Genomic DNA, 12894 nt, shown 5'->3' with positions numbered 1-12894 from the left:
AAAGCTCTCATCTTAGCACTCTTTATTTTTACTCTTTTAAATCAAGCCTGATTTTTCACGCTTTAACTCAAAAGCGAGCAAGCTGATGAAAATCGCTGTTTTAACTTCAAAAAATCAATGGTTTATCCCTTATGCAAAAAAGCTTATTTCACAGCTTAAAAATGCAAGGCTTTTTTACGATCATAAAGATTTAAAAGAAAACTTTGACATAGTATTTATACTTTCTTATCATAAAATCATAGAAAAAGCTTTTCTAGCCAAACACAAGCATAACCTTGTCATTCACGCTTCAAATTTGCCTCAAGGTAAGGGCTGGTCTCCACTTTTTCACCAAATCTTGCAAGGGCAAAATGAAATAGTTTTTACCCTTTTTGAAGCAGGAGAAAAAGCCGATAGTGGCGATATCTATCTGCAAGAAAGCTTATACTTAAACGGACTTGAACTTTATGAGGAATTAAGAGCCAAGCAAGGACAATTGTGTATTAAACTTGTGCTTGATTTTTTAAAACTTTATCCAAATATAAAAGCAAGAAAACAAAGCGGAAAAGAAAGCTTTTATTCAAAAAGAAGCCCTAAAGATAGCGAGCTTGATATACACAAAAGTTTAAACGAGCAATTTAATCTTTTAAGAATTTGCTCAAATGATGAATTTCCAGCTTTTTTCATTAAGGATGGTAAAAAATTTATACTTAAAATTTATGATATAGCCGAGGGGGGGGGGGATGATAGAATTTAAACTTATAAACTATATCCACCTTAATAAATATCAAAAAGAACTAATTAGAAAAATAAGAAATTTAAGCTTAGTGAATAAGCATTTTTACAACAAACACTTTATCAGCAAAAAAGAACACAAACTCTTTATACAAAATTTGCATTTTAATCGCAAAAAAATATATCTTGCTCTTTATTTTAAGTATAATTTTCTTGCAAGTCTTAATTTTACTTTTTTAAATAAAGACGAGGTGGAATTTGGATTTTATTCTAATCCATACTCTGATATTAAGGGTATTGGAAGGATTTTAGAAACTTTTTCTTTATTTTATGCTCGTTTCATTTTAAAAGCTAAATTTCTTTCCTTGACAGTTTTTAAAAACAACGAACAAGTAATCAACTTGCATAAAAAATTCGGTTTTCAAATACAAACAGAAAAAAACTTTAATCAAGAAAAGCTTGTATTGATGAGAAAAGAGCTTTAATTTTTTATACATTGGACGATATTAGCGTTCATGTGAAACCAAACAATAAGGAAAAACAATGTATCTAAAAGAGCTAAAAGGTTTGAAATTTCCAGATCTAGCAGTAATTAAATTCTTTTTCAAAAATGGCTTGCATAAGCTTGAAAACCAAAAAGTGCTTGAATACGCTTGCTCAAACGGCAATAATTTAAGCTTGTTTGCAAATTATGATTTTGAGTGCTTAGGCGTGGATTTAAGCGAGGAAAATTTAAACAACGCACACTTTAATTTTAAAGAAGTTATCAAAGCAAAAAAATTTGAATTTTTCAACGAAAACATAATTGATTTTGCTAAAAAACACCCAAATATCAAAGCTGATATTTTCATGATACCAAATGTTGTCAATTATCTCAAAGAAGAGGATTTTATACTGCTTTTGCAAAATGCAAGAGAATATAAAGCCTACAAAGAAGGTGCTTGGTTTTTCATAAGAACAAGAAGTATAAAAGACTATCGCTATGGCTTAGGGAAAAAACTTGCTCGCAATAGCTTTTTAATCGAAGATGATGATACTACAGGCGAAAAAGGTTGCATAAACACACTATATCAAGAATACGAACTCGTAGCCCATCTTCAAAAACACCTTAACCTTCATGATTTTAAGGTATTAAACTATGAAAGCACAAATGTTATGGGAAGTGATGATAGGCTTGTCAATGACAGCGATATAGTTATTTATGGGAAGATTGGATAAAAAGCTTCTTTATAACTGCTGGGTTATATTATATAAATGAGAGAACAAAGCTATTAAGGTGCTTAGTCTATGTATTTAAAAATTTGTAAAATTTAGGATAAAAATGAAAATTGCGATTATGCAGCCAACTTTTTTGCCTTGGCTTGGTTATTTGAAAATGATACAAAGTGTTGATGCGTTTGTATTTTTAGATTGCGTGCAGTTTGAAAAACGTTCTTGGCAAAGTCGCAATAAAATCAAACTTCACGGCAAAGAACATACTCTTAGCCTAAGTTGCCATAAAGCCCCTCAAAGCACTTTAATCAAAGACATAAATTTGCTTGATGATGATAAATACAAGCTTTGCTTACTCAAAACGATCGAGCATGCCTATAGCAAGAGCGTAAATTTTCATACTTATGAAAAAATACTTCGCAAGGCTTTATTTAGCTTTTCCTCTCTTTGTGATTTCAATATCTTTTTAATCAGTCAGTTTTGCAAAGACTTAAACATACAAACTCCACTTTTAAAAGCAAGTGATATGAGTTTAAGTGGAGCAAAAAAAGAAAAACTTTTGCTTGAAATTTGTCTAAAACTCAAAGCCACACATTATCTTTCTCCACCTGGTTCAAAAGTTTATCTTGATAAGCCTGAAGCAAAAGAAATGTTTAAAGCAGCAATGGGGGGGGGGCATTAAGATTAGTTATTTTAACTTTATCCACCCTGTATACAAACAACTTGGCAAGAATTTTATCCCCTATTTAAGTGTGCTTGATTTTTTGATGAATTCGCAAAATCCAAGCAAGGAATTTGCTTTATTATAAACAATGTATTCAAGAATATTTTTTGTTATAATAAAAACTAGAAAAAGTTAAGGAATATTTCAATGCAAATTGCTAATTTTAATACCCAAAAACAAGTCTTTATCATCGCTGAACTTTCAGCTAATCATGCTGGTTCTTTAGAACTTGCTTTAAAAAGCGTTAGGGCAGCTAAAGAAGCTGGTGCAAATGCGATAAAAATTCAAACCTACACCCCAGATAGCCTTACTTTAAACAGCGATAAAGAGGATTTCATCATCAAGGGCGGACTTTGGGACAAAAGAAGACTTTATGAACTTTATGAAAGTGCAAAAACGCCTTATGAGTGGCATTCTCTTATCTTTGAAGCGGCTCAAAATGAGGGCTTGATCTGCTTTTCAAGCCCCTTTTCAAAAGAGGATGTAAATTTTTTAAAAAGATTTGATCCTCCTGCTTATAAAATCGCTTCTTTTGAAGCCGTTGATGAAGCCTTTGTTGAGCTTATCGCAAAAGAGCAAAAGCCTACTTTTGTTTCTTGTGGTATAGCTGATGAGCTTGAGATTAAAGCTGTGGTTGATATATTTAAAGCATGTAAAAATGAGAATTTAATGCTTTTAAAATGCACCTCATCTTATCCTGCAAGCTTAGAAGATATGAATTTAAATGCTATAAAAAGCTTACAAGAAAAATTTGGCGTTGAAGTAGGCTTAAGTGATCATAGCTTTGGTTCAATGGCTAGTGTTTTAAGTGTAGCGCTTGGAGCAAGAGCTATTGAAAAACATTTTGTGCTGGATAAAAGCATTGAAAGCGAAGATAGTGCTTTTAGCTTAGATTTTCATGAGTTTAAAGCCTTGGTTGAGGCTGTAAGAGAGGCTGAACTGGCACTAGGCAGTGCGAGCTTAGCCCTTGATGAAAAGGCTTTAAAAAATAGAACTTTTGCAAGAAGTTTATATGCAAGCAAAGATATTAAAAAGGGCGAAATTTTTAGCAAGCAAAATGTTAAAAGTGTGCGTCCTAGTTTTGGTTTGCACCCAAAAGAGCTTAAAAATTTACTTGGAAAAAAAGCCTTAAAAGATATAAGTTTTGCAAGTGCTTTAAGCAGGCAAGATTTTGAGTAAAATCACAAATTTATATAAATAAGGAAAAATCATGACAACATTTTTTGAAAAAAATCTCAATGCTTTAAGTAATGAGCCTTTGAAAGCAAAATTACAAGCCATAAAACAAAGTGAGTTTAAGCTTATATATGGCAAAGATAGTCTTGATATTAACATTAAAGATTTAAGCGATGGGGGGGGGGGCTTATCTTTATCATAATGCCTTAAACGAGCTTCATGAAAAGCTTAAACTCTATAATGATACTTATCTTTTATATCCTGTGTTATATTTTTATGGCTTTGGCAATGGCTTGTTATACAAGGTGCTTTTGCAAAATGCAAAACGAGAAAAAATCATCATTTTTGAAAGCAAGATAAAGCTTTTATATAGCATTTTCCATGCCATAGATTTTAGTGCTGAGCTTAGCTCACAACGTCTTATCATACTTGATCCTAAGGAACTTGATATGAGTTTTTTAATCAGCTTTTGTGCGAGCAAGCCTTATTTTAATTTTGCTCGAATTTATTTTTTAGAACCTATAAGTGATTATTATGAAAGCTTTAAACAAGAACTGCTAGAACTGAATCAAAAACTACTTTATGCCTTTAAACAAGCTATTTTAAGAAGGGGTAATGACTCAACAGATGCCTTAGAAGGCATTGAGCATTTTGTGTATAATCTTGATAAAATGCTTACTCATACTGATTTTAAAAGCTTTGTTTCTCATTTTAAAAATACAAGTAAAAACGCCATCATTGTATCAACTGGACCAAGCCTTATCAAACAGCTTGATCTTTTGAAAAAAAGCCTTAATAAAGCCCTTATTTTTTGTGCTGATTCTGCTTATCCAATACTAGCTCAAGCTGGAATAAAACCAAATTTTGTATGTTGTTTTGAAAGAAGTGCTTTAACGGCGGAATTTTTTAATAATGATTTTAAAGAATTTGATGAGGGCATTATCTTTATACTGGCTTCTTTGGTGCATCCAAATGCCATTAAATACCTAGAAAGAAATAAAAGATCATATATACTCATACCAAGGTATTCTCATTTTTCTTTGTATTATAATTTTAAGGATTATTTTTATATATCTTTAGCCTCAAATGTCGCTGATATGGGTATTAACATAGCTCTTAATTTATATTGTGAGCATATTATCTTGATAGGACAAGATTTAGCCTTTGACGAAAAGGGTAATTCTCACCCTAAAGAGTATCAAAATAAGGCTGATTTTGAAAGTGCTATGTTTGAAGAAAGTGAAGTTTTAGCTTATGGAGGCGATAAATTAGTTAAAACACATGAAATGTGGCTCATGTTTAAGGCTGTGCTAGAACAGCTCTTAAGTCAAATTCCGCCCTTTTTTAAGGTTTATAATGCCACTGAAGGTGGGGTAAGGATAGAAAATTGTATAGAAAAGCCTTTTAAAGAATGCTATGATGAGCTTTTCACTCAAGAACTAGCCCCTTTAGCCAAGTTAAAACCACCAAAGCCAAATAAAAGCGATGAAAATATGCTTAAAGCCTATGCAAAAACCAAAAAAAGCATAAGCCATTGCGAGCAAAATAAAGCCTTATTTAGCCTAAAACTTAAAAGCTTAATGCAAGGCTTAAAGCACTTAAATAATGAAAATGATTTAGCTAAGGCTCAAGAGCTTATCAAGGATATTGATGCATTAAAACATATCATTGATGCTTGGAGTCAAGAAAAAGACTTGCTTGAAATTTGCACGCCTTTACTTACGCAATTTGAGCTTAAACTCGCCCAAATTTATACTCAAAATTCCAAAACCAAGCAAGAAGCCTTTGAAAAAAGCTTGCAATGGATACAAGAACATTGCGAATTTTTTAATCTTTTAATCCACCACCTCAACGCTCAAGAACAAGCCCTCAAACGCAATATCAAACCCCTTGAAAACACACTTTTACAAAGAGGCTTTAAAAAATATCTTAGAATTTGATTAAAAAAGGATATAATATTTTAAAAAAAGATAAAAAGGCAAAAAATGTTAGCAAGCAAAGAACTTTTTCAAAAAAACTTAGCTAGTTTAAATGATGGATTTTACACTGCTTTAAAAATGCAATTACAGGCCATAAAACAAAGTGAGTTTAAGCTCATATGTGGCAAAGATAGCCTTGATATTAACATTAAAGATACAAGCAAGGGGGGGGGGGCATGAGTTTTTAATCTATAAAAATCCCCTAGAAGAAACCCAAGCCATGCTTAGGCTTTATACTCAAAAATACGCTCTTTATCCCATTTTGTATTTTTACGGCTTTGGCAATGGCATAGTTTTTAAAGCCCTTTTACAAAATCCAAACCACCAAAAAATCATAGTCTTTGAAAAAGAAATTCAGCTTTTATATAGCATTTTTCATTATGTTGATTTTTCAAAAGAACTGGCAAGTAAAAGGCTTGTTATCTTGAGCGATATACTCAATCAAGCTTCTTTTTTTGAAATTTGTAATTCCCCTTCTTGCTTTATTTTCGCAAAAATTTATTTTTTACAAGCCTTAAGCCAGTATTATCTTAATGATGAACAAGGGCTTTTAGCGGTAAATCAAGGCTTGGTTGAAGGTTTTAAAAGTGCTATTACTTCAAAGGGCAATGATGCTCTTGATGTCATGCAAGGCTTAAGTCAATTTGTGCAAAATATCCCTGCACTGCTTTATAATCACACTTATAAATCCCTTGAGGCTCAAAGCCTTAAAAATGAGCAAACAGCCATCATAGTCTCATCAGGTCCAAGTCTAAGCAAACAACTTAGCCTTTTAAAAAGCTATCAAAACAAAGCCTGCATTTTTGTAGCTGATTCAGCTTATAGCATGCTTGCACAACAAGGCATTAAGCCAGATTTTGTCAGCATGCTTGAAAGGACTGATTTTACAGCTGAATTTTTCAATAACGATTTTAAAGAATTTGATCACAATATCATCTTTATTTTAAAAGCCCTAATTCACCCAAATGCCATAAAATACTTACAAAAAAACAAAAGAAAATTCATGCTTGTTTGTCCAAATGATGATGCGTTTATAAAAAATCTTAGGCTTGATGATTTTGGATATTTGAGTATGGGACAAAATGTGGCTCATATGAACTTTTGTCTAGCTTGTGTTTTAGGTTTTAAAAATATCATCTTTATAGGACAAGACTTAGCCTTTGATGAAAAGGGAAATTCTCACCCCAAAGAGTATAAACATAAGGCTGATTATGAAAGTGCTATGTATGCAAAAATTCCAACCCTAGCTTATGGGGGACAAAAGCAAGTGCAAAGTCATCTTGTGTGGCTTATGTTTAAAAGCTTATTTGAAAAGGATTTTTTAATCGCCAAAGAACATTTTCATGTCAATATCTATAACGCCACTGAAGGCGGAGCAAGGATAGAAAATTGCCTAGAATTACCCTTTAAAAACTGTTGTGAAAATCTTTTAAAACAAGAGCTTTCAAAGCCTTGTTTTAAACTGCATCTTTTAAGCCCTAAAAGACAAGATGAGCTTTTACTCAAAAGCTATGCAAAAATCATAAATAACATAAAACTGCTTACTCAAACCTTGCAAAATATAAAGCTTAAGCAAGAAAGCTTTGAAAAAGAAGCTCAAGCGAGTTTAAAAGCATTTGATGAACAAGCTTTAATCCATCTCATTACTCAAATGCAAAATTGCAAAAATGAAATTCAAAGCTCAAACACCAAAGGTGAGCTAAGCATTTTAAATCCTACACTTATACAATTTGAACTTAATTTCGCCCAACTTTTTGTGCTCATGCCTCAAAACAAACAGCAAGTCTTAGAAAAATACACACTTTGCATTCAAAGTCATTTAGAGCTTTTTAGACTCATCACAACTCATCTTAAAATTCAAGCTCAAGGCTTAAAACAAGCCCTTTTACCCTTAGAAAATGAGCTTTTAAAAAAAGGCTTTGAAAAATACCTTAAAAAGCTAAGTAAAACTTTACTATGCTAGCAGGCTAAAAAGCCTTAAAAGATATAAGTTTTGCCAGTGCTTTAAGCAGGCAAGATTTTGAGTAAAAAATTAAAACATAAAATAAGTTTAAGCTAAGAAAGATTTTGATACGATATCCGCAAAAATTAAGGAGATTAGCTATGCTAAAACAAATCTTTTTTTACTTAGCTTTAAGTTTTGTGTCGGTGCAATTTATCGCTTGTGGAAATAATTACAGCCCTAATTCTACTACTAATTACAATGAGATGTATTATTCAACGCCTAGTTATGATTCTATGGAAGAACGACGGATAAATTCTAGCGTTTCTAACATAGGAAGCGTAAGTGAGCTTTCTGGGCAAGCTGAAGCTGAGTTTAACACGAATTCTTTCGATCATATAAATGAAAATGTCTTTATTCAAAGCTCAACTTCGCCCTTATCAACCTTTAGCGCTGATGTAGATAGTGCTTCTTATACCCTTGTTAAATCTTTTATCGAAAACTCAAGGCTACCAAGTGCTGGTATGATAAGAACTGAAGAGCTGTTGAATTTTTTTGAGTATTCTTATCCTGCTCCACAAAATGAAGCTGTAGCTATAGATGCTCAGCTTAGTGATACTTTTTGGAACAAAGAACACAAACTTTTACGTATAGGCATTAAGGCTAAGGAGTTTGATTGGGATAAACGTCCTAGCTCACATTTTATCTTTTTAATCGATGTTTCAGGCTCAATGGATGGTGAGAATAGATTGCCTTTGGTTAAAAAATCTTTAACAATGTTGCTTCAAAAACTTAATAGAAAAGATAAAATCAGCATAGTTACTTATGCTTCTGGCACAAAGGTGGTGCTTGAAGCAAGCTCTGATAAAGCTAAAATCAGACAAGCAATTGCCTCTTTATATGCAAGTGGATCAACTAATGGCGGTGATGGGCTTGAAAAAGCTTATGAACTCGCACAAAAGCATTTTATCAAAGGCGGAATAAACCGCATAATACTCGCAAGTGATGGGGATTTTAATGTAGGCATGACAAGTCAAGATGAGCTTTTAAAATTCATACAACAAAAAGCAAAAAGCGGGGTGTATTTTAGTGTATTTGGTTTTGGAATGGGAAATTTCAAAGACTCTTTGCTCGTAAAACTTGCTGATAATGGCAATGGAAATTACGGCTATATCGATGATGAACTTGAAGCAAAAAGATTGCTCGTTGATAGGATAGGCGCAAGCTTAATCACTATCGCAAAAGATGTAAAAATTCAAGTTGAATTTAACCCAAGCAAAGTGGCTGCTTACAGGCTCATAGGCTATGAAAAACGAAAACTTAATAATGAGGATTTTAATGATGATGAAAAAGACGCTGCTGAAATGGGCTTAGGACACAGCGTTACAGCTCTTTATGAACTTATCCCAGCTGATAGCTTACAAAATAAAAACAAAGCTTCAAACGCAAAGCCCATCATCGATCCTTTAAAATACAGCTCTCAAGTGGCAAATGAAAAATTCAAAGAAGAATGGCTTAATATCAAAATTCGCTATAAAGAACCGCTCAATCAAGCACACAGCAAAGAAAAATCAAAACTCATCGAAAAAGCTCTTAGCGATAAAGATTATGATCCAAAAGGCGATGTAAATACGCGTTTTGCTGCTGCAGTGGCAGCTTTTGCGATGATTTTGCAGGATTCAAAATACAAAGGCAGTGCAAGCTTTGATATGATTTTAGAGATACTAAATGATAAAGAAGTCAGTAATGATGTCTATAAAAAAGAATTTATAGGGCTTGTATCAAAAGCAAGTCGCCTTAAAAGCCTAAATAACAAATCATAATAAGGACAAAAATGAAAATTCTCATCACCGGAGCTGATGGCTTTATAGGCTCTCATTTATGTGAATGCTTGCACGCTAAAGGGCATAAGATCAGGGCTTTAAGCCAGTATAATTCTTTTAATTTTTGGGGGCATTTGGAGCATTTGCCTTGTAAAGATGAGCTTGAGATCATTAGTGGGGATTTAAGAGATAGCTTTTTTTGTGAAAAGATCACTGCGGATATGGACGCTGTGTTTCATCTTGGGGCTTTAATTGCCATTCCTTATTCTTATGAAGCCCCAAAATCCTATGTAGATACAAACATCATAGGCACGCTTAATATGCTTGAAGCAGCCAAAAAGGCTAAGGTGGGGCATTTTATACACACCTCAACAAGTGAGGTTTATGGCACAGCCCTTTACAGCCCCATAGATGAAAAGCACCCTTTACAACCTCAAAGCCCTTATTCAGCAAGTAAAATCGCAGCTGATATGTTAGCGCTAAGTTATTATAATACTTATGAAATGCCTATTATCATCGCACGTCCTTTTAATGCTTATGGACCTAGACAAAGTGCAAGGGCTATTATCCCTAGCATTATCATTCAAATTTTAAGTGGGGCGAAAGAGCTTAAACTTGGGGATTTAAGTCCAACAAGGGATTTAAATTTTGTGCTTGATACTTGCGAGGGTTTTGCAAGCTTGCTTGAGCTTTCAAGCTTTGGAGAGGTATTTAACATAGGAAGCGGAGTTGAACACTCTATGCAAGAAGTGCTTGATACTATACAAGAGCTTTTAGGCACAAGGCTTAAGATTACTCAAGATACACAAAGATTGCGTCCTAAAAATAGCGAGGTTTTTAGACTCATAAGTGATAGCTCAAAACTTCAAAAAGCAAGCTCTTGGAAGAGTAGATTTGATCTTAAAGAGGGCTTAAAACAAACGCTAGCATGGTTTGAAAAAGAAGAAAATTTAAAACTTTATAAGGCTGGAATTTACAATGTTTAAGGCTGAGCTTAGCTTTATTAAAAGCCTTTTTGCACCTAAGAAGCAAATTCCTTTACATGAGCCAAAATTTATAGGCAATGAGCAAGATTATTTGAATGAATGCTTAAAAAGTGGCTTTGTCTCAAGTGTTGGTGAGTTTGTGCTTAAATTCGAGCAAGCTATGGCTCAACATACAAAAAGCAAATTCGTTGTAGCTATGAATAGCGGCACTTCTGCGCTTCATATAGCCCTTTTAGCAAGTGGAGTAAAAGCAAATCACGAGGTTATCACTCAAAGCCTAAGCTTTGTAGCCACTGCAAATGCCATAGCTTACACAGGAGCAAAGCCTATTTTTATAGATATAGATGAAAAGACTTTAAGCCTAAGCCCTAAGGCTTTAAAGACATTTTTAGAACAAAATACCTTGATCAAAGATAAAAAATGTTTTAACAAAAATACCAAAAAACGCATAAAAGCTTGTATAATCATGCATAGCTTTGGCTTGAGTGCAAAGATAACTGAGCTAAAGCAAATTTGTGATGATTTTCACATCACTTTGATAGAAGATGCAGCTGAAGCTGTAGGCTCGCTTTACAAAAACAAAGCCTTAGGCACCTTTGCTAGAGCTGGAATTTATAGCTTTAATGGTAACAAAATCATCACAGGAGGTTGTGGAGGCGTGCTTTTAAGCGATGATGAAAAACTAGCCTTAAAAGCAAGACATCTAAGCACCACCGCTAAAATCCCTCATGCTTATGAGTATAAACACGATGAAATAGGCTATAATTACCGCCTTTGCAACATAAACGCAGCCTTGCTTTTAGCCCAGCTTGAAAAACTTGATGACTTTGTGGAAGATAAAAGAAAGCTAGCCAAGCAGTATAAAGCCTTTTTTAAGGACAATAAAAGCTTTGTTTTTGTTGATGAAAGCAAAGATGAAAAAAGCAATTTTTGGCTTAATACTCTCATCGCCAAAGATGAACACACAAGAACAGCCTTTATAGAAGAAGCTCACAAAGAAAAAATTTATCTACGTCCAGCTTGGCAGGGCTTACATAGCCTTAAAATGTATAAAAACTGCCAAAAAGACGAGCTTAAAAACACAATCAAACTCATTTCAAGGATAGTCAATCTGCCAAGTAGTGTAAGGCTTAGAAGTCATTAAAATAAGACAAAAACTTTGTGCTATAATCTTAGTTTTTGCAAAACAAGAGTTGAAATACCAATGTTCTAAGATGAGTAAGACAATGCTTAAGTTTAAGCTAGAATTGAATATAATTGCATTTGGGTAGAATGCCAAAGGCGGCTACCTTTGGCATTTAATTATGCCCAGAAGGGCGGTGATTTTATGTTCCAAAAAATCTTAGTTATAATTATACTATTTTGTGTATTTGCTGTCAAGCTTTACTAAAAATAGCCCCTCGCAAGAGGGGGCTAAGATACCCCTTTGGCTTATATAAAAATCTTTAAAAAAATTCATTTTTCAAAGAAAATTAAGTAAAAATTAAAATTGTCTGCTATAATTAAGCTTTTAAGGAGTGTATATGCAAGCTCAAATTCAAAAAAATGATAAAGCCTATATTAAAGAATTTTTAGAAGCTATAAAAGAAGCAAAAGACGGTAAAACAACTCGCTGGGATAGTGTTCAAGCTTTTGCTAAGGCTATGAATGTATAAACTTGAAACTAATCAGCAAACTTTTTAGGACAAGAAAAAATGAAAGAAAAACTACTCATCATCGGTGCTGGAGGACATGCTAAATCTTGCGTTGATGTGATTGAAAAAGAAGGCAAATTTGAAATTCTTGGCTTTGTGGATAATAACACCGAGTCAAAAAGCGTTTTAGGTTATGAAATTTTGGGCTGTGATGATGATTTGCCGCGTCTTTTTAAGCTTTGTAAATTTGCTTTTTTGGGTATAGGACAGATTAAAAGTCCTGATCTTAGAATGAAGCTTTTTGAACGCCTCAAAAATATAGGTTTTGTTTTACCTACTATCATCTCTCCTCTTGCTTATGTTTCAAAGCATGCTTTTATCTCAAATGAAGCAAGTATCATCATGCATCAAGCTTTAATCAATACAAATGCTAAGATAGGAAAAGCCTGCATTATCAATACCAAAGCCTTGATAGAACATGATGCAGTGGTGGAAGATTTTTGTCATATCTCAACAGCTGCTGTAGTCAATGGAGAGTGTAAAGTGGCTCAAAAAAGCTTTGTAGGCTCAAATTCCATGCTTAAACACACTCAAAACCTAGCAGAACAAAGCGTATTTTTTGCTGGTAAAAATCTAACATGGGGGGGGGGCATTTAAATTTATCATTTTTATTTATAGCCCTTCCTCATACTTTCTTTTTATAT

15 protein-coding genes are annotated in these 12894 nt (G+C 33.4%); all 15 read left to right on the top strand.

Annotated elements, in window-relative coordinates:
- Nucleotides 1-85 precede the first annotated feature (85 nt).
- The 15 genes from DMB95_RS02240 (at nucleotide 86) to DMB95_RS02175 (ending at nucleotide 12847) form a co-directional block, all read left to right on the top strand.
- Complete coding sequence (locus DMB95_RS02240; RefSeq protein WP_142930742.1) at nucleotides 86-736, top strand: formyltransferase family protein; 651 nt, start codon at nucleotides 86-88, stop codon at nucleotides 734-736.
- Entirely contained in the window at nucleotides 723-1199 is a 477-nt protein-coding gene (locus DMB95_RS02235) for a UDP-4-amino-4,6-dideoxy-N-acetyl-beta-L-altrosamine N-acetyltransferase (protein ID WP_142930741.1), read from the top strand. Before DMB95_RS02240 ends, DMB95_RS02235 begins: the two co-directional genes overlap by 14 nt.
- 58 nt (nucleotides 1200-1257) lie before the next feature.
- A complete protein-coding gene (locus tag DMB95_RS02230; RefSeq protein ID WP_142930740.1) occupies nucleotides 1258-1932 on the top strand; it encodes a methyltransferase domain-containing protein in 675 nt (224 codons plus the stop codon).
- Between the two features lie 103 nt (nucleotides 1933-2035).
- Complete coding sequence (locus DMB95_RS02225; protein ID WP_142930739.1) at nucleotides 2036-2608, top strand: WbqC family protein; 573 nt, start codon at nucleotides 2036-2038, stop codon at nucleotides 2606-2608.
- Nucleotides 2553-2735: a WbqC family protein gene (locus DMB95_RS09845; RefSeq protein ID WP_162056677.1), complete on the top strand. Its 183-nt coding sequence runs from the start codon at nucleotides 2553-2555 to the stop codon at nucleotides 2733-2735. The genes DMB95_RS02225 and DMB95_RS09845 overlap by 56 nt, the downstream gene beginning before the upstream one ends.
- A 62-nt stretch (nucleotides 2736-2797) precedes the next feature.
- Nucleotides 2798-3829: a pseudaminic acid synthase gene (gene pseI, locus DMB95_RS02215; protein WP_142930738.1), complete on the top strand. Its 1032-nt coding sequence runs from the start codon at nucleotides 2798-2800 to the stop codon at nucleotides 3827-3829.
- A 31-nt stretch (nucleotides 3830-3860) separates the two neighbouring features.
- A complete protein-coding gene (locus DMB95_RS09820) occupies nucleotides 3861-4028 on the top strand; it encodes a motility accessory factor (RefSeq protein ID WP_142930737.1) in 168 nt (55 codons plus the stop codon).
- Nucleotides 4000-5766, top strand: a complete 1767-nt coding sequence (locus tag DMB95_RS02205) for a motility associated factor glycosyltransferase family protein (RefSeq protein ID WP_142930736.1) — start codon at nucleotides 4000-4002, stop codon at nucleotides 5764-5766. Before DMB95_RS09820 ends, DMB95_RS02205 begins: the two co-directional genes overlap by 29 nt.
- A gap of 45 nt (nucleotides 5767-5811) precedes the next feature.
- Nucleotides 5812-5985: a motility accessory factor gene (locus DMB95_RS02200; RefSeq protein WP_142930735.1), complete on the top strand. Its 174-nt coding sequence runs from the start codon at nucleotides 5812-5814 to the stop codon at nucleotides 5983-5985.
- A complete protein-coding gene (locus DMB95_RS02195) occupies nucleotides 5942-7768 on the top strand; it encodes a motility associated factor glycosyltransferase family protein (protein WP_142930734.1) in 1827 nt (608 codons plus the stop codon). Before DMB95_RS02200 ends, DMB95_RS02195 begins: the two co-directional genes overlap by 44 nt.
- A gap of 140 nt (nucleotides 7769-7908) precedes the next feature.
- Nucleotides 7909-9570, top strand: a complete 1662-nt coding sequence (locus DMB95_RS02190) for a vWA domain-containing protein (protein ID WP_142930733.1) — start codon at nucleotides 7909-7911, stop codon at nucleotides 9568-9570.
- Between the two features lie 11 nt (nucleotides 9571-9581).
- On the top strand, nucleotides 9582-10556 hold the full coding sequence (locus tag DMB95_RS02185; RefSeq protein WP_142930732.1) for a GDP-mannose 4,6-dehydratase: 975 nt from the start codon (nucleotides 9582-9584) through the stop codon (nucleotides 10554-10556).
- A complete protein-coding gene (locus DMB95_RS02180; RefSeq protein WP_142930731.1) occupies nucleotides 10549-11700 on the top strand; it encodes a LegC family aminotransferase in 1152 nt (383 codons plus the stop codon). Before DMB95_RS02185 ends, DMB95_RS02180 begins: the two co-directional genes overlap by 8 nt.
- Nucleotides 11701-12079: 379 nt before the next feature.
- Nucleotides 12080-12211, top strand: a complete 132-nt coding sequence (locus DMB95_RS09705; RefSeq protein ID WP_260604811.1) for a hypothetical protein — start codon at nucleotides 12080-12082, stop codon at nucleotides 12209-12211.
- 39 nt (nucleotides 12212-12250) lie between these two features.
- The gene (locus DMB95_RS02175) at nucleotides 12251-12847 is read left to right on the top strand and encodes a NeuD/PglB/VioB family sugar acetyltransferase (RefSeq protein ID WP_142930730.1); all 597 of its coding nucleotides are present in this window, start codon (nucleotides 12251-12253) and stop codon (nucleotides 12845-12847) included.
- Nucleotides 12848-12894 lie beyond the last annotated feature (47 nt).

Source organism: Campylobacter sp. MIT 12-8780, from assembly GCF_006864535.1.
GTDB lineage: Bacteria > Campylobacterota > Campylobacteria > Campylobacterales > Campylobacteraceae > Campylobacter_D.
This window is presented reverse-complemented; position numbering and strand designations above follow the sequence as displayed.